General features: G+C 62.5%; 17 protein-coding genes and 1 pseudogene. 5 read left to right on the top strand and 13 right to left on the bottom strand.

Annotated features, from left to right (window positions below):
- Positions 1-18: 18 nt before the first annotated feature.
- The 6 genes and pseudogenes from glnH to ACVJNE_RS20790 form a co-directional block, all read right to left on the bottom strand.
- Positions 19-756 carry a glutamine ABC transporter substrate-binding protein GlnH gene (glnH, locus tag ACVJNE_RS20765; RefSeq protein WP_499568680.1) on the bottom strand — a complete coding sequence of 246 codons (738 nt, stop codon included), beginning with the start codon at positions 754-756 and terminating at the stop codon, positions 19-21.
- Between the two features lie 278 nt (positions 757-1,034).
- Positions 1,035-1,463: pseudogene (locus tag ACVJNE_RS20770) on the bottom strand (IS91 family transposase); the annotation flags it as partial.
- A 501-nt stretch (positions 1,464-1,964) separates the two neighbouring features.
- Entirely contained in the window at positions 1,965-2,756 is a 792-nt protein-coding gene (locus ACVJNE_RS20775; RefSeq protein ID WP_499568681.1) for a phosphodiesterase, read from the bottom strand.
- 82 nt (positions 2,757-2,838) lie between these two features.
- Entirely contained in the window at positions 2,839-4,047 is a 1,209-nt protein-coding gene (locus ACVJNE_RS20780; protein WP_499568682.1) for an MFS transporter, read from the bottom strand.
- Entirely contained in the window at positions 4,044-5,468 is a 1,425-nt protein-coding gene (locus ACVJNE_RS20785) for an NAD(P)-binding domain-containing protein (RefSeq protein WP_499568684.1), read from the bottom strand. Before ACVJNE_RS20785 ends, ACVJNE_RS20780 begins: the two co-directional genes overlap by 4 nt.
- A 50-nt stretch (positions 5,469-5,518) precedes the next feature.
- Complete coding sequence (locus tag ACVJNE_RS20790; protein ID WP_499568686.1) at positions 5,519-5,851, bottom strand: ArsR/SmtB family transcription factor; 333 nt, start codon at positions 5,849-5,851, stop codon at positions 5,519-5,521.
- A 298-nt stretch (positions 5,852-6,149) separates the two neighbouring features.
- On the opposite strand from ACVJNE_RS20790, the gene phnD reads away from it, so the two are divergent.
- The 5 genes from phnD (at position 6,150) to ACVJNE_RS20815 (ending at position 10,130) form a co-directional block, all read left to right on the top strand.
- Positions 6,150-7,097, top strand: coding sequence for a phosphate/phosphite/phosphonate ABC transporter substrate-binding protein (gene phnD / locus ACVJNE_RS20795; RefSeq protein ID WP_499568688.1), 948 nt, complete (start codon positions 6,150-6,152; stop codon positions 7,095-7,097).
- An 82-nt stretch (positions 7,098-7,179) separates the two neighbouring features.
- Complete coding sequence (gene phnC, locus ACVJNE_RS20800; protein WP_499568690.1) at positions 7,180-8,001, top strand: phosphonate ABC transporter ATP-binding protein; 822 nt, start codon at positions 7,180-7,182, stop codon at positions 7,999-8,001.
- Positions 7,998-8,807 (top strand): phosphonate ABC transporter, permease protein PhnE, encoded by an 810-nt coding sequence (gene phnE / locus ACVJNE_RS20805; RefSeq protein ID WP_499568692.1) that lies wholly within the window; start codon positions 7,998-8,000, stop codon positions 8,805-8,807. Before phnC ends, phnE (ACVJNE_RS20805) begins: the two co-directional genes overlap by 4 nt.
- Positions 8,807-9,622, top strand: a complete 816-nt coding sequence (phnE, locus tag ACVJNE_RS20810) for a phosphonate ABC transporter, permease protein PhnE (protein ID WP_499568694.1) — start codon at positions 8,807-8,809, stop codon at positions 9,620-9,622. The genes phnE (ACVJNE_RS20805) and phnE (ACVJNE_RS20810) overlap by 1 nt, the downstream gene beginning before the upstream one ends.
- Positions 9,623-9,725: 103 nt before the next feature.
- The gene (locus ACVJNE_RS20815; protein ID WP_499568695.1) at positions 9,726-10,130 is read left to right on the top strand and encodes an OsmC family protein; all 405 of its coding nucleotides are present in this window, start codon (positions 9,726-9,728) and stop codon (positions 10,128-10,130) included.
- A 12-nt stretch (positions 10,131-10,142) separates the two neighbouring features.
- On the opposite strand, the gene arsH is transcribed toward ACVJNE_RS20815, so the two are convergent.
- The 7 genes from arsH to ACVJNE_RS20850 form a co-directional block, all read right to left on the bottom strand.
- Complete coding sequence (arsH, locus tag ACVJNE_RS20820) at positions 10,143-10,874, bottom strand: arsenical resistance protein ArsH (RefSeq protein ID WP_499568697.1); 732 nt, start codon at positions 10,872-10,874, stop codon at positions 10,143-10,145.
- A 117-nt stretch (positions 10,875-10,991) separates the two neighbouring features.
- A complete protein-coding gene (gene arsC / locus ACVJNE_RS20825; RefSeq protein WP_499568698.1) occupies positions 10,992-11,414 on the bottom strand; it encodes an arsenate reductase (glutaredoxin) in 423 nt (140 codons plus the stop codon).
- Between the two features lie 5 nt (positions 11,415-11,419).
- Entirely contained in the window at positions 11,420-12,079 is a 660-nt protein-coding gene (locus ACVJNE_RS20830) for a hypothetical protein (protein WP_499568700.1), read from the bottom strand.
- A gap of 78 nt (positions 12,080-12,157) precedes the next feature.
- Positions 12,158-13,240: an ACR3 family arsenite efflux transporter gene (arsB, locus tag ACVJNE_RS20835; RefSeq protein ID WP_499568702.1), complete on the bottom strand. Its 1,083-nt coding sequence runs from the start codon at positions 13,238-13,240 to the stop codon at positions 12,158-12,160.
- A gap of 11 nt (positions 13,241-13,251) precedes the next feature.
- The gene (locus ACVJNE_RS20840) at positions 13,252-13,761 is read right to left on the bottom strand and encodes an arsenate reductase ArsC (protein ID WP_499568703.1); all 510 of its coding nucleotides are present in this window, start codon (positions 13,759-13,761) and stop codon (positions 13,252-13,254) included.
- Positions 13,762-13,772: 11 nt separating this feature from the next.
- The gene (locus ACVJNE_RS20845) at positions 13,773-14,105 is read right to left on the bottom strand and encodes an ArsR/SmtB family transcription factor (RefSeq protein ID WP_499568705.1); all 333 of its coding nucleotides are present in this window, start codon (positions 14,103-14,105) and stop codon (positions 13,773-13,775) included.
- A 65-nt stretch (positions 14,106-14,170) separates the two neighbouring features.
- Positions 14,171-15,415 carry a molybdopterin molybdotransferase MoeA gene (locus ACVJNE_RS20850; protein ID WP_499568736.1) on the bottom strand — a complete coding sequence of 415 codons (1,245 nt, stop codon included), beginning with the start codon at positions 15,413-15,415 and terminating at the stop codon, positions 14,171-14,173.

Raw genomic sequence — 15,415 nt, forward strand, 5'->3', positions numbered from 1 at the left:
GCGGCCCTTTGGCGGAACTCAGCTCTGGGGCTTGGTTCCGAACCACTTTTCGTAGATCGCGTCGTAGCGGCCGTCGGCCTTGATCTTGGCCAGCGCCTCGTTGACCCGCGCGACCAGCTCGCTGCCCTTCGGGAAGGCGATGCCGTATTCATGCGCCATCATCTGCTCGCCCACCGCCTTGACGCGGCCCTGGCCCGCCTTGGCGATGTAGTAGAGCACGTTTGGCGTGTCGTGCATGGCGGCATCCACGCGGCCGGTCTGGAGCTCCAGATACGCATTGTCGATGTTGGGGAACTGCCGCAGCTCGGTCTCGGTGAAGTGCTCCTTGGCATAGTCGGTCGCCGATGTGCCCGTCTTCACTGCGAGCGTCTTGCCTGGGAGGTCGGCGGCGCCGGTAACCTCGCTGTCGACCGGCACCATCAGCAGGAAGCCGCTATCGTAGTAGCCGTCGGAGAAGTCGATGACCTGCTTGCGTTCGTCCTTGATGGTGATGCCGGCCAGCGCCACGTCGACCTGCCTGGTCTGCAGCGCAGGGATGATGCCGTTGAAGTCCATCGGCTGAAGCCGGTACTCGAGGCCGAGATCGCCTGCGATTGCGTCCCAGAGGTCTATGTCGAAGCCGACATAGGTGTCGCCTTCCTTGAATTCGAAAGGCACGAAGGCCGTGTCGGTGGCGACGACAAGCTCCTCTGCTGAAACTTGAACGACGGCGAAGCCCATGGTCATCGCCGCAACGGCACTGAGAAGTCGGTTCATGGCTGGTGGTCCCTCTGGTTCTTTTTGTGAATGCGAAGCCGAGGCTAGCACGCACATTTGCATGATGCAAATTATGAATGCATTTCGCCGGTGATGCATTGTGAATTTGCGTATTGCTCCTCTGCCTGGAAGCTTTCGCCATGGAGAGACGGTCGCGATGGAAAAATTGTCTTAGCGGTCAGGCTTTGCGATCAATGTGACCGGTTTGGATTTGTCAGGAGGAACCCACGTCCCAGCGCACGTCTGGCTTCAACACGCTCGCAATCCATGGGGAGAGGAAGGGTCGCGAAGACGCCGAGCAGCACGGCCTCGTGCAGCACGAGCAGCCGTGTGAGGAAGAGCCGTCGGACCAGCTTGCCGAGCAAGCGCACCGGGAGCAGGAAGGCTGCGCGTGACGGGATCCAGTGGTTTCCGTCAGGCGCGATGCCGCCGCCCAGCACGACCATGTGCACGTGCGGGTGGCGGGTCATCGCCGAATCCCAGGTGTGGAGCACGGTGGTGATACCGATCGCGCGCCGAGGTGTTTTTGATCAGCGGCGATCGTCAGCATCGTCTCCGACGCCGCCTTGAACATCAGATCGTAGACCAACGCCCTGTTCTGGAAGGCGATGTCGGCGACCTCGGCCGCTGGGCGAACACGACGTGGAAGTAGCCGAGAGGAGCAGGTCGGCCTCGCGCTCGGCAAGCCATGTCCGCGCCAGCTGCCCGAGCCGGCGGTGTTGAAGACCGTGATGGAGACCGTCGAGCGCGTCAACGAACACCGGGGGGACTGCCGGAACGGGCCGTGATTCCGGAGAAGGTGCTCCAGCGGATCGATGACCATGTGAGGACGATGACGCCAATACTGATGACCTGCGCCGGACAACAATCGCGTTAGCTAGCCCCAAGATAGCAGCTTTGGGGCCGTCTGCTGCCTGTCCGGTTTTGGGAAACGCGCGGCGGCAAGCTGCCGTTCTGCGGCTGCCCCGTCAGGCAAAGTTTGCCCAGTCAGCTTGCGGACCCCATCCCGGTCGTTCGGCTTGGTTTGCCCGCGACTCGAAACCCGCCCTTCGAAAGGATTTCGGATTTCGGCATGAACGCGGGCGTCTTCTGCTCGTCCGGTTACGGTCAAGGCATATAGAGAGCCGCCGTCCGCTCCTCTCGTCGGTGTTAATCGCTGGAGCAGGCCAGTCAGTTGCTGGCAAGTCTACCAGTTGGAGGAGTTGGTCCTAGCTAACCGCCGATAGGATTCCAGTACCTCTGGGCGAGATATCGCGGTAATTCGTAACAGTATCGCCGTCCCGAATTTCGATTACCGCGTAGGCAGGCGGCTCGGAGGATCGGGTAAGCCTCTCACCCGTCATATCGAGAGCGAACTGAACATGGGTGCTTTTGAGAACCTGGATTGGATGGCCCTTCCAAGCCCCCGACACGTTCCTGTGCAGGTGTCCGCAAAACAGATGTGTTGGCGCCGTACGGTTCTTAAGGAGTCGCGCCAACCCATCGCTGTTGAGGAGGCGAAGCCGATCGAGCGCCGGAACGCCGATAGCGAACGGGGGATGGTGAAGAAACAAGAGCAGCGGACGACTTCCAGCCAAGTGAACCTGGTCGGCGAGCCATTCGATACGGACGTCACAGAGTTCACCGTGGTGGCTGCCGTCTGACGCCTTGGTATCCACATAGATCAATCTTCCCGCCTCTACATCTTCCGCTTGCTGAACGAATTCGCCTTGTCCGGCTTCGGGAAAGATATCGAGCAGTGCTTCTCGGTCGTCATGGTTTCCCGCAATCAACCTGACGGGGATGGAAAGCGACGCAAGCTCCTCTCGCAGGATGCGGTAGGCGCCGGGGTTACGCTGCTGCACAAGATCGCCGGAGATGACAAGTCGCACAGCGTCACTATGGAATCGCTTGATCTCCTCAATCGCGTCACGCAGCCCCGTCAACGGGTCGACACCTGCTGGAAGATCAGAGCCGCTCTCGACAAGATGAAGATCGGTCATCCACACAAGCTTGGTCATTCCTGCACTTCCTTTTTCTGATGGATCGATGCAATGCGCGGAAGGTCGATGACCGGGTCCGATCCAAGTTGGCTCCACGCGCTCAGCTCCGCGCCGCTGCGAACCAGAACCCGGCGCATAGCGTCAGCGAGCCGATGAAGATCGCGGCCAGAACCGCGCCGTAGCCGCCACTCGCCTGCCAGAGAAGCGCTGCGCCGAGGGGCGCGAGCGCGGTCATGATGTTCATCGGCGCGACGAGCGAGCCATTGACCGCGCCATAGCCGTCCCGTGTCACCATCTCCGGCACGGCCATGCCGCGCACGATGGTGATCATGCCGTTCGCCCCACCATAGAAGGCGGCTACGCCCGCGATGACGAGGACTTCGGGTGGGGCGAAGGCCAAGCCAATCACGGCCAGTGGAAAGACCACGACGACGACCGAGCCAACTGACCGCACCGGGGCTTCGGCGGCAAACGCGCGGATCAGGATGCGGCCTGCGACCTGTGCCGGACCGATGACCGTCAGGACAAGCACGGCGCCGGCCGAATCGAGGCCACGTTCGAGCAGCAGCGGAAAGAAGTGATAGGTCAGCGACGAGAAGGCGAGGGCATAGGACACCCAGGCGAGCATGAGGCCCCAGTAGGACGGTTTGCGCATGGCGGCTGCGACCGCTGCTCGTCCCGCCGCTGGCGGGGTCTCGTCGGGCTCGGCAGCCCGGATCGGGGCATCGTGCAAAGGGTCGATGGCCAAGAGATAGAGCCCGCCGCAGACGACGATGTTCACTCCGGCCATGACGAGCAGCGCACCGCGCCAGCCCTGCATCTCGATCAGGAACTGGATGACGGGGATGAAGACGGTGCTGGCGAACCCGCCCCACAGCGTTAGGGCGGTTATGCCCTTGCGGGCGTTGAGCGGACCGACGCGGCGCGCGATGACGGCAAATGCGGGCTCGTAGAGCGTGGCAGCCTGCATGCATCCCAACCCGGCGAGCACGATATAGAAGACAACGAGTCCTTCCACCTGCGACCAGGCTGCCAGAAGGATCCCCGCCAAGACCGAAGCTCCGGACATCAGCATCCGCCCATGGCCGCGGTCGATCGCGGCGCCCACAGGATAGGCCGCAAGTCCGGCGAGCAGCACGCCGAGAGTGGCCGCGCCGTAGAGCGTCGGCTTCGACCAGCCGAGATCGGCTCGCATCGCCTCGGCGATCAGGGGGAAGCCATAAAACAGCGTCCCCCACGAACAGATCTGGGCGGCACCGAGCGCGCTGATGAACCAGCCTGACGCAGCAGGTATGGATGAAACCTTCACGCCGCGCTCTGGCAGCAGGCGGCTTTGGCCGTAACAGGTTCGGCAGTCGTCGAAGCACAGCCGCAGCCGGCCTCGCCTTTGGCCTTGGCTACCGCGTCGTCGACGCAGCATGCATCGACAGCCGCCGGCACTGGACCGCCGCAGCACGATGTGGCCGTAATCTCGGTCGGCGCGCTGCAGACGCCGGTTTCGGGAAGCACGAGGTGTATCTGGCGGGCAGCGACCGGATCGCCGGCAATCTCGGCGACGATGGAGCGTACCTGCTCGTAGCCTGTCGCCATCAGGAAGGTCGGCGCGCGGCCGTAGGACTTGGAGCCGACGATGAAGAAACCCGGTTCCGGATGGGTCAGTTCATCCACGCCATGCGGAGGGACGGTGCCGCAGGAATGAAAATTTGGGTCGATCAGCGGCGCAAGCGCCGGCGTCGCCTCGACCGCGGGATCGAGTCCCAGGCGCAGCTCGCGCAGGAATGAGAAATCCGGACGGAATCCTGTTGCAACGACAATGCGGTCGACATCCTCCATGACTTTTCGGCCACCCAGCGTGGCTTCGACCCTCAGGCCGGTGCTGGTGCGTCCAACACGCTCGACGACGAAAGGAGCCAGCATGTTCAGCCTGCCCTCGTCGATCGCCTGCTTCGCGGCAAGTCCCAGCGCACCGCGCCCCGGCAATTGGTCGTTCACACCGCCGCCGAGCAGGCGCTCGATACGGTCGCGCCGGAGCGCCCACAGCACCTGCGTGCTTGGCGCCTTCACCTGCAGGTCGAGCAGCGCCAGTGCCACATTGATTGCGGAGTGCCCGCTGCCGAGAACCAGCGTACGCTTGTCCGCATAGGTGTCGCGCTCAGCATCCTCCACATCGGGAATGCCGTAAGCGATCAGGTCCGAAGCCTCGGCTTCACCCGGCACGGTAAGTCCGTCCGCCCCGATCGGGTTGGGACGCGACCAGGTTCCCGAAGCGTCGATGACTGCGCTGGCGAGCAGGCGCTGCTCGCCCTGGGCATCGCGATATCGCACCACAAACGGTGCGTCCGCGCGTCCGTCATTTGACATCAGGTCGTGCCCCTCGCGGGTAATGCCCGTCACTTCTGCGCCGAGACGAAGCCCGGCAGCGATGGAAGGGAGCTTCGAGAGCGGCTCCAGGTACTGCGCTACGATCTCCTCGCCCGTAGGCAGGTATTGGCCGAAAGGCGCCACAATACCCTCCGCAGCCAGCAGTCCTCTGGCCGCGGCATCGACATTGTAATCCCACGGCGAGAAGACGCGGACCTGGCTCCATTCGAGGATTGCCGCGCCGACGCGGGCGCCTTTTTCGAGAAGGATGGGGCGCAGGCCGCGTTCAACCAGACGTGCGGCGGCCGCAAGGCCCACCGGACCGGCGCCGATCACTGCAACGGGCAATTCTCTCGTGATCTTGTTCATGTTTCGATCCTTCCCGAATATTCGAATTAAATGGCCAAAAAAAGGGAACGCTATGCCTGCTCGGTGGTGACCCGTGGTATTTGGTCCGGCGGGCAGCTTCCGTCCGCGCAGCATTCGTCGGCGAGGTACCCAATCAGTGCCTGCATCGCCGGATACTGGGCGCGGCAGATGAGCGTCGTGGCCTGCCGCTCCTGGCTCACCAGTCCGGTATCGACCAGCCGTTTGCAGTGATGTGACAAGGTGGAGGCTGGAATGCCCAGCTTCTCCTGGATGCTTCCAACGGCCAGTCCTTCAGCGCCCGCACGCACGAGGATGCGATAGATGTTCAGTCGGGTGGCGTTCCCGAGCGCTTCGAGTTGCGTGGCTGCCTGTTCGATCCTCATGCGACAAACGTAGCTAGGGTGGAGCTTGCGGTCAATTGAATTTCGATGAACGTCGAAATTAGAATCATTTGTTGTGGACGCCAACTCGCGCTCCCGCGGTCTCCAAGGTAGTTGACTGTTTCGTGACCCACATCTGTCGAGTCAGGACGATTGTGCAGTGCGCATAGCATTTGGCGACACGCCGGCTAATGTTCGTTTTCGGGCCGCAGGTCGGACTGGGAGAATTCGAGACCGTCACAAATCTGAAATCGAACCGCGATAGCCGGCAAGGGAACAAAATCAGGAACGGGAGCCAGATATGAAACGGATGATCATCGCCCTCGCGCTCGGCACTATGCTCAGCGCGCCCGCATCGGCAGAGTTCATGCTCGACAGTCGTTTTCAGGACGCTGACGGCGACCTGATCGCTGATATTCCGGCCGACGCGGCAGATCAGGTCGATCCTGACACACTCATCTTCGCTTATACGCCGGTCGAGGACCCGGCGGTCTATGCCGAGGTTTGGCAGGAATTCCTCGACCACATGACCGAACTGACCGGAAAGCAGGTTCAGTTCTTCCCGGTTCAGTCGAACGCCGCGCAAATCGAAGCGATGCGGGCCGGTCGCCTGCATATCGCAGGCTTCAATACCGGTTCGAACCCACTCGCAGTCGCCTGTGCCGGATTCCGTCCCTTCGCCATGATGGCGGCCGCCGACGGCTCTTTCGGCTACGAGATGGAGATCATCACCTATCCCGATTCCGGCATCGACAAGGTCGAGGACATCAAGGGCAAGACGCTCGCCTTTACGGCCGAGACTTCGAACTCAGGCTTCAAGGCCCCTTCGGCACTGCTTAAGGCCGAGTTCAACATGCTGCCGGAGACCGACTACACGCCAGCCTTCTCGGGCGCGCATGATAATTCGGTGCTAGGCGTTGCCAACAAGGACTACGACGCGGCAGCGGTCGCCAACTCGGTCAAGGCCCGCATGATCGAGCGCGAGGTCGTCACCGAGGATCAGCTCAAGATCATCTACACGTCGCAGACCTTTCCAACGACAGGCTACGGCGTCGCCCACAATCTCACGCCCGAATTGCAGGAGAAGATCAAGGAGGCGTTCTTCTCCTTCGACTGGGCCGGCACCAAGCTGGAGGAAGAGTTTTCCAAGTCGGGTGAGGCGCAGTTTATTCCCATTACCTTCCAGGAGGACTGGAGCGTGATCCGCCAGATCGACGAGGCAAATGGCGTCTCATACACTTGTGGCTGACGGCAAAAGATCACCGACACCAACACCTCGCGCGGCGCCGCCGCGCGAGGTGTTGGTGTAAGGACGGCAGGAGAACCGCCACATGCTTCGCATCGACAACCTCGCCAAGCAATACAAGGCCGGCGACCGCGCCCTGCGTGGTGTTACGTTTTCAGTCGGCGCCGGCGAGGTTGTGGGCCTGATCGGACCCTCCGGAGCTGGAAAGTCGACGCTCATAAGATGCGTCAACCGGCTGGTCGAACCAACGTCCGGCAGCATCATGCTGGGCGACCGAGACATCGCCAGGATCGGCCGTGGCGAATTGCGGCGAGTGCGCCGCCGCATAGGCATGATCTTCCAGGAATACGCGCTGGTCGAACGGCTCACGGTGATGGAAAATGTGCTGTCCGGACGGCTCGGATACGTTCCGTTCTGGCGTTCGTTTTCGCGTCGTTTTCCGCAGACCGATGTCGACAAGGCCTTCGCCCTGCTGGAGCGCGTCGGCCTGACCGAGCACGCGGACAAGCGCGCCGATGCGTTGTCGGGTGGCCAACGCCAGCGCGTCGGTATCGCCCGCGCGCTGGAACAGGATCCCGAATTGCTGCTGATCGACGAACCGACGGCGTCTCTCGATCCGAAGACTTCGCGCCAGATTATGCGGCTGATCGCCGAAATTTGCCGCGAGCGCGGCCTTCCCGCAATCATCAACATACACGACGTCGTGCTGGCGCAGATGTTCGTCGATCGCATCATCGGACTGCGCGCCGGCGAGGTCGTGTTCGACGGGCCGCCCGCCTCGCTCGACAACGACGCACTGACCTCGATCTACGGCGAGGAGGACTGGACGCAGATGCGCCAGCAGCGCGACGAGGACGAGGCGGAAGAAGCGCACGCCCTTGAAGAGCGCATGGCCGGCCTTGCATGAGCGTCGTTTCTCAACCTTCCCGCAAATGGCGCCGGCCGCCTCTCTTCATTAAGCGCGACTGGCTGCGCTGGCTCATCTATCTTGGCGCGCTCGCCTATCTGGTCGCGGCGATCTCGACGGTCGATGTCAACTGGATGCGCGTCTATGACGGTCTGGACCGCGGCTTGCGCTTTATCCAGGGTTTTCTGGTTCCAGACTTTTCCAGCCGCGCGCGTGACATCTGGCGCGGCATGGAAGAGAGCCTGACGATGACGGTCACCTCGACGGTTGTCGGCGTTCTGATATCGATCCCCATCGGCATAGGCGCGGCGCGCAACGTCGCGCCGCGGCCCGTCTACGCCGTATGCCGTGCCATTATCGCGGTGTCGCGCTCGTTCCAGGAAATCATTATCGCAATCCTGTTCGTCGCGATGTTCGGCTTCGGACCCTTCGCCGGCTTCCTGACCCTTTCCTTCGCCACGATCGGCTTCCTGTCCAAGCTGCTGGCCGAGGACATCGAGGACATCGACGAGGCGCAGGCCGAGGCGGTGCGGGCGACCGGCGCGGGCTGGTGGCAGGTGATCAACTACGGCATCCAGCCGCAGGTGATGCCGCGCCTGATCGGCCTGTCGCTGTACAGGCTCGATATCAATTTTCGCGAGAGCGCGGTCATCGGTATCGTCGGCGCCGGTGGCATCGGCGCGACGCTGAACACCGCGATGGACCGCTATGAATATGACACCGCAGGCGCGATCCTCATCCTCATCATCGTCATCGTCATGCTCGCGGAATATTCATCGGGCTACGTTCGCAGATGGGTGCAGTGATGCCGGTTTCAACGTCAAACACCGGACCAATCTGGCGTCGGCGCACGAGCGCGGCGCAATGGAGCATGTGGATCGGCTGGCTGGCGCTTGTGGCCTTGTTCGTCTTCTCCTGGCAGGTGATGAATAAGAACACGATCTGGATGTTCGTCGAGGATGCGCCGCGCCAGGCCGCAGACCTTCTGTCGCGCGCCTGGCCGCCGCGATGGGCCTATATGGAGCGCCTGTGGCTACCGATCTGGGACACGCTCAACATCGCGACGCTGGGTACACTGCTGGGCATCTGCTTCGCCATCCCCGTCGCTTTCCTCGCGGCGCGCAATACCACGCCAAGCACCACGTTCATTCGACCACTCGCGCTGCTGATCATCGTCGCGTCGCGTTCCATCAACTCACTGATCTGGGCACTTCTGCTTGTGGCCATCATCGGTCCGGGTTTGCTCGCCGGCATCCTGGCGATAGGGCTGCGCTCGATCGGATTCATAGCCAAGCTGCTCTATGAGGCGATCGAGGAGATCGACGAGAGTCAGGTCGAGGCAGTCGAGGCAACGGGCGCCTCGCAGTGGCAGGTGATGGATTATGCGATCGTGCCGCAGGTGCTGCCTGCGTTCGCCGGCATTTCGGTTTTCCGCTGGGACATCAATATTCGCGAATCGACGATCCTCGGACTGGTCGGCGCCGGTGGCATCGGCGTCCAGCTCGAATCTTCGCTGGCACGCCTCGCTTGGGCCGAAGTGACGGTGATTTTCGCGGTCATCCTCGCCACGGTGGTGCTGTCGGAAGGGGTATCGGCGAAGGTGCGTCAGGCGATCATCTGAACTGGCGCAACTCGCAGGGGGAGGCGGGTGTTGTTGATCTCGATCATGGCATGCGGAGGGCGGGAAAGAGATAGTGTATCCAATGACCGGGAGGACGGTTCCCATGTTGGAGTACACTATCGAAGCTACACGGCTTGATGCGCACGGGAGCGTGGCGCATTGCAAGAACGCCGAGGTGCGGCTCGACACGGATGTGAGCGGTAGCCGCGACGCCTTCAATCCCGCCGAGATGCTGCTGGCATCGTTGGCGGCCTGCATGATCAAGGGAATCGAGCGCGCGGCACCGATGCTGAAATTCGGCTTTCGGGGTGTCGAGGTGCGACTGCACGGCGTGCGCCAGGACGCCCCGCCGAGAATGTCCGACATCGACTACGAGATCGTCGTGGATACCGACGAGGACGACCGTCGCATTGAACTGTTGCACACGAATGTCCGGAAGTATGGCACGATCTACAACACCGTGTCCGCGGCAGCCAGGCTCTCCGGCCGCATGGTCCGCAAGGATTGACGTGCCCGCGTGTCAGATCGACTTCTGGTTCACCCGTTTCGACACTTCCTCCGCGCTTTCGACGCGCTCGGAGTAGCGGTCTGTCAGGTAGTCGGTCCTGTCGCGCAGCAGGAGCGTGAACTTCATCAGTTCCTCCATCACGTCGACGATGCGGTTGTAGTAGGGCGACGGCTTCATGCGGCCCTCGGCATCGAACTCGTTGAAGGCCTTGGCGACCGCCGACTGGTTCGGGATGGTGACCATACGCATCCACCGACCGAGCACGCGCAACTGGTTCACCGCGTTGAAGCTTTGCGAGCCGCCGCAGACCTGCATTACCGCAAGGGTCCGACCCTGAGTCGGCCGCACGCCGCCAAGCGACAGGGGCAGCCAGTCGATCTGCGCCTTCATGATGCCGGTCATCGAGCCGTGACGCTCGGGCGAGCACCAGACCTGCCCCTCCGACCACATCGAAAGCTCGCGGAGTTCCTTGACCTTCGGGTGGTCCGCAGGAACGGAATCCGGCAAAGGCAATCCCGCCGGATTGAAGATGCGCACCTCGGCGCCCAGCCGGCGCAGGATGCGCGCTGCCTCCTCTATCGCCAGTCTCGAATAGGAGCGCTCGCGCAACGAGCCGTAAAGCATGAGAATACGCGGCGGGTGTGTTGAGCGCGGTGCGTCGAGCAGCGCTTCGGGATCGATTGGCCGAAACTGCTCCTCAACGAGGTTGGCGAAGCTGTCCATCGGCTGGGCGGTATCGGTCATTCGCATTCTCCAGGGCACGCGCGGCAGCGCCGCTCGCTACTTTATTTCGAGTTTTCTAGAAATAGAAATAGCGCCGCGCGAAAGCATAGTCAACTCTATTTCGAATTTGTTCGAAATTCAGCGAACGCGTCGGCCATCCGCATCGATGACGACCTCGCCGTCATCCTTCGTGAAGGGACCGATGTCGGGATTGGGTAGAATGTCCAACACGGCCTCCGAAGGTCGGCACAGCTTCGTCCCAAGAGGCGTGACGACGATTGGCCGGTTGATGAGGATCGGATGGGCCATCATGAAATCGATCAACTCGTCGTCGGTCCACTTCGCGTCGCCGAGACCAAGGTCGGCGTAGGGCGTGCCTTTCTCGCGCAGGAGGTCGCGCGGTACGATGTCCATGGCCGCGATCAGTTCGAGCAGCCGTTCGCGCGAGGGCGGTGTCTTGAGATACTCGATCACCTCCGGCTCCTCGCCGGACTGCCGGATCATGGCCAACGTGTTGCGCGACGTGCCGCAGTCGGGATTGTGGTAGATCGTGATGGTCATTCGGGTCAGAGGTCCTGGTAAGGGTTGATCGGTTGATTTGGCAGCCCGGCCGCGAGCCATCGGCCTACCGACGTTCCGGCTATTGACGCAGTCGCCCCCATGACAGCGAGAATGGCATAGTCGCTCAGGCTCCGACCTTCGCAGGCAAGGGCCAGCCCAGCGCCCGTGACAGTGGTCACGTTAAAGAAGCCGTACCAGGGCGCAATCCACGCAATTCCCACCCAGATCACGTGCACAACAGCCGATCTGTTCTGCCTGCGGCCGAGTTCGCTGAGAACCGCGAGCACGTATGCGCCTCCGGCGAAGATCGCGGGCGACCAAGGAACGGTGCTCGCGCAAAAGAACTCCTGCGGGGCGTCTGACACCTGGTTTGCGAGGAACACCACTGAATAGACGATCGCGAAAGCGGAGCCATGTTGCACAAGGGCATTTGCGGTGCGTCGAGGCTCTGCATGACGCGCCGGATCCGTGGGCCATGCGGTCAGAAGCAGGCTCGCGGCGGCGTACGCAGCGCCGCCCGCCAATGCGGCTACCACCAGGGAACTCGACGAATGAATGGCAAACGCCACCAGGAGAGCGGCTGCTCCCGCCATCGCCGCTGTGATCGGGTTATGGACCACACGATCTAACCCGGCCCCGGAGGCGCTGGAACTGGCGTTCTCCATTCTCATAGCAGGCCAGTCTTGCGTCGCAGATCCGAGTGACGGGAGGCATCGTGCTTCCAATCGATGGCCTCCATTCCCTCAGCCTTTCGGAAACCAGTGCTGGGTGCGGTTGGCGAAGGCGACGAGCGACAGCATCACCGGCACTTCGACGAGAACGCCGACCACTGTGGCGAGTGCCGCGCCCGAATGCAGACCGAACAGGCTGATCGCCACCGCTACCGCCAGTTCGAAGAAGTTGGACGTGCCGATGAGCGCGCAGGGCGCGGCGACGTTGAAAGGCACCTTCCAGGCCTTGGCCGCCGCGTAGGCGATGGCGAAGATGCCATAGGACTGGAGCACGAGCGGCACTGCGATCAGCACGATCAGCATCGGGTTGGCGAGGATCACATTGCCCTGGAAGCCGAACAGCAGCACCACGGTCGCCAGCAGGCCGATGACCGAGATCGGCTTGAGCCGTCCGGTGAACTCCGACACGGCCTGCTCGGCATTCCCCCCGCCGCCAGCGCGGCCGACGAGCCAGCTCCTGGTGATCGCGCCGGCGGCCAGCGGAATGACGACGTAGAGGACCGTCGAAAGAATGAGCGTCGCCCACGGCACGACGATGTCGGTCACGCCCAGCAGCAGCGCCACGATCGGCGCGAAGGCGAAGATCATGATGACGTCATTCACCGACACCTGCACGAGCGTGTAGGTCGCGTCGCCGCGTGTCATCTGGCTCCAGACGAACACCATAGCGGTGCAGGGCGCGGCCCCCAACAGGATCAGGCCGGCGATGTATTGCTGCGCGTCGGCAGGTTCGATCCACGGCGCGAAGATGTATTCGAAGAACAGCACGCCGAGGGCTGCCATCGTGAACGGCTTGATCAGCCAGTTTACGACGATGGTAAGCACAAGCCCCTTGGGCCGGTCGCCGATATGGCGCAGGCTGGCGAAGTCGACATTGACCATCATCGGGAAGACCATCGCCCAGATGAGCACGGCCACGACCAGGTTGACGGAGGCATACTCGATTCCCGCAAGGACGCCGAACACGCCCGGCAGCAGGGTGCCCAGCGCAATGCCGGCGACGATGCAGAGCGCCACCCACACAGAGAGCCACTTCTCGAAAAAGCCGATGCCGCCGGGCGCGGCGCGGCCCGGTTCCAAGGTCGTGTCCGTCATGGTTGAATCCTTCAGCCGGCCATCGACCGGTCTTGCCCGATCTCGCTGAGCTTCGTCTGCAGCGACATTCGGTCGATCGAGGCAAGCGGCAAGGACAGGAAAGCCGAGAGCCGGTTCGAGAGCTGCCGATAGGCCTCGGCGAAAGCCAGATGTTTCTCGACGTCAGTGCCTTCGGCCGCGGCCGGATCGGGAATTCCCCAATGCGCGGTCATAGGCTGCCCCGGCCAGACCGGGCAGGATTCGTTGGCCGCGTTGTCACAGACGGTGAAAACGAAATCCATCTTCGGCGCATCAGGTCCCGCGAACTCGTCCCAGCTTTTGGATCCGGCGAACGAAGTGTCCTGTTTAAGGCTACGAAGCAGTTCGAGCGCGAAGGGATGAACTTCGCCCTTTGGCTGTGAACCTGCGGAAAACGCGTTGAAGCGGCCGGCTCCGAGATTGCGCAGGATCGCCTCGGCGAGTATCGAGCGGGCGGAATTGCCGGTGCACAGGAAGAGGACGTTGTAGAGTTTTTGGGACATGTCGGTCGCTCCTAGCAATCGCAGGTGACGGCATCGATGACGGGGCGGCAGAGCTCGGGCGAACCGTTGCAGCAATCCTCCATCAGGTAGGCGAGCAGGTCGCGAAAGCCGGTCATGTCGGCCACGTATCGAACGATGCGCCCGTCGCGCACGGGACGGATGAGGCCGGCATGGGCGAGAATCTTCAGATGCGAGGATGTCGTGTTCTGGACCGCACCCACCCCGGTCGCGATCTCGCCGGCCGGAATGCCATCGGCTCCGGCTCGAACGAGCAGGCGAAAGATGTCGAGTCGCGTCTCCTGGCCGAGGGCTCCCAGCGCCGCCAGCGATGCCTTCTTGTCCATATATCTGCCTTTCTCGATGAATCGACTTCTTGGCAGTTAGCATGACGAGACGATGACGAAAAGGTCTAAATCGCTTCGAAGGCGAGACGCATCCCCGGCTCGATGCGATCTACGCCGGGTGGTAGCAGCGCAATGCCCTCGGCTTGCGAGATCGCTCGCAGGCTGGCGGAGGATCCGCGCCCGATCATGCTCAGGCGTTTCAACCCATCCGAACCGTCTGCGCCGACGCGCACCGGGACAAATTCCGTCCGGTCACTACGCTTCTCGTAAGCGAAATCGGCGACGGCCTGCGTCCAGATCGGTGCCGTGTTCGACAGGCCGGCCAGCTTCCGGAGCGCCGGAAGGGCGATCATGCGGAAGGTAACCAGAGTGGCGTTTGGATTGCCGGGTAGGCCGAGGACCAGCGCCGTACCGAGCCTTCCGACCTTCACAGGTTTGCCCGGGCGCATCGCAACCTTCATGACATCCAGCATGCCGCCCACGGCCGCCACCGCGGAGGTGACATGGTCTTCCTCTCCAGCCGAGACGCCCCCTGTCGTGATGATCGCGTCGCAGTGCGTCGATGCGTCGGCCAGCGTCGCGGCGATCGTCTCGCGCCTGTCGGGAACGATGCCGAAGTCAATCACTTCAACCCAATGAGCCCGCAGCATGACGCGGTTCGAGTTGAAAATCTGTCCCGGATGAAGCGGTTGGCCCGGCTCGCAAAGTTCCGTTCCGGTCGAGATCAGGCCGACACGAACCTTCCGGCGAACTTCGATCTTGGCGATCCCTTGCCCGGCAAGAAGGGCAAGCTGCTGGGCCTTCAGGAGGTCCCCTGACTTCACGAGCATATCGCCGCGACGCAAATCTTCGCCCGCGATCCGCACGTTCTGGCCAATGCGCGGTCTCTCTCCAACGATGATGACGTCGCCCTCGACGCGGCATTTCTCCTGCATGATGACCGTATCGAATCCTCGTGGAACCGGCGCTCCGGTCAGGATGCGAACCGAGCTTTCGAAGGATTGCCTGGGAACGTCACCTGCCGCGATGCGCCCTTCGACCCGGAGCCGCCACGGCCCCGGTTTCGCGAAGTTGTCCGCCTTCACCGCATAGCCGTCCATCGCTGATGCGTCGAACGGCGGCAGGTCGAGCCTTGCGACCAAATCTGGCCCCGGTATGCGCCCGTTGGCAGCGAGCAGATCGAGCGTTTCTGTTTCTGCGACCTGGACCACTGCGGCAACCGCCTTGGCCGCGGCCATATCAACCGGAATGACGGCTCCGGCGGCACCGGCTTGGCAGGGGTTCGAAAGAGCGAGCCCGGTCGAGGACAT

It is taken from the genome of Mesorhizobium sp. DxT (assembly GCF_058448885.1).

What these genes read in the sequence shown, in the direction of transcription:
- glnH (WP_499568680.1), bottom strand. Translation starts at nt 756, where the DNA reads ATGAACCGACTTCTCAGTGCCGTTGCGGCGATGACCATGGGCTTCGCC.
- ACVJNE_RS20775 (WP_499568681.1), bottom strand. Translation starts at nt 2,756, where the DNA reads ATGACCAAGCTTGTGTGGATGACCGATCTTCATCTTGTCGAGAGCGGC.
- ACVJNE_RS20785 (WP_499568684.1), bottom strand. Translation starts at nt 5,468, where the DNA reads ATGAACAAGATCACGAGAGAATTGCCCGTTGCAGTGATCGGCGCCGGT.
- ACVJNE_RS20790 (WP_499568686.1), bottom strand. Translation starts at nt 5,851, where the DNA reads ATGAGGATCGAACAGGCAGCCACGCAACTCGAAGCGCTCGGGAACGCC.
- phnD (WP_499568688.1), top strand. Translation starts at nt 6,150, where the DNA reads ATGAAACGGATGATCATCGCCCTCGCGCTCGGCACTATGCTCAGCGCG.
- phnC (WP_499568690.1), top strand. Translation starts at nt 7,180, where the DNA reads ATGCTTCGCATCGACAACCTCGCCAAGCAATACAAGGCCGGCGACCGC.
- phnE (WP_499568692.1), top strand. Translation starts at nt 7,998, where the DNA reads ATGAGCGTCGTTTCTCAACCTTCCCGCAAATGGCGCCGGCCGCCTCTC.
- phnE (WP_499568694.1), top strand. Translation starts at nt 8,807, where the DNA reads ATGCCGGTTTCAACGTCAAACACCGGACCAATCTGGCGTCGGCGCACG.
- ACVJNE_RS20815 (WP_499568695.1), top strand. Translation starts at nt 9,726, where the DNA reads ATGTTGGAGTACACTATCGAAGCTACACGGCTTGATGCGCACGGGAGC.
- arsH (WP_499568697.1), bottom strand. Translation starts at nt 10,874, where the DNA reads ATGACCGATACCGCCCAGCCGATGGACAGCTTCGCCAACCTCGTTGAG.
- arsC (WP_499568698.1), bottom strand. Translation starts at nt 11,414, where the DNA reads ATGACCATCACGATCTACCACAATCCCGACTGCGGCACGTCGCGCAAC.
- ACVJNE_RS20830 (WP_499568700.1), bottom strand. Translation starts at nt 12,079, where the DNA reads ATGGAGAACGCCAGTTCCAGCGCCTCCGGGGCCGGGTTAGATCGTGTG.
- arsB (WP_499568702.1), bottom strand. Translation starts at nt 13,240, where the DNA reads ATGACGGACACGACCTTGGAACCGGGCCGCGCCGCGCCCGGCGGCATC.
- ACVJNE_RS20840 (WP_499568703.1), bottom strand. Translation starts at nt 13,761, where the DNA reads ATGTCCCAAAAACTCTACAACGTCCTCTTCCTGTGCACCGGCAATTCC.
- ACVJNE_RS20845 (WP_499568705.1), bottom strand. Translation starts at nt 14,105, where the DNA reads ATGGACAAGAAGGCATCGCTGGCGGCGCTGGGAGCCCTCGGCCAGGAG.
- ACVJNE_RS20850 (WP_499568736.1), bottom strand. Translation starts at nt 15,415, where the DNA reads ATGTCCTCGACCGGGCTCGCTCTTTCGAACCCCTGCCAAGCCGGTGCC.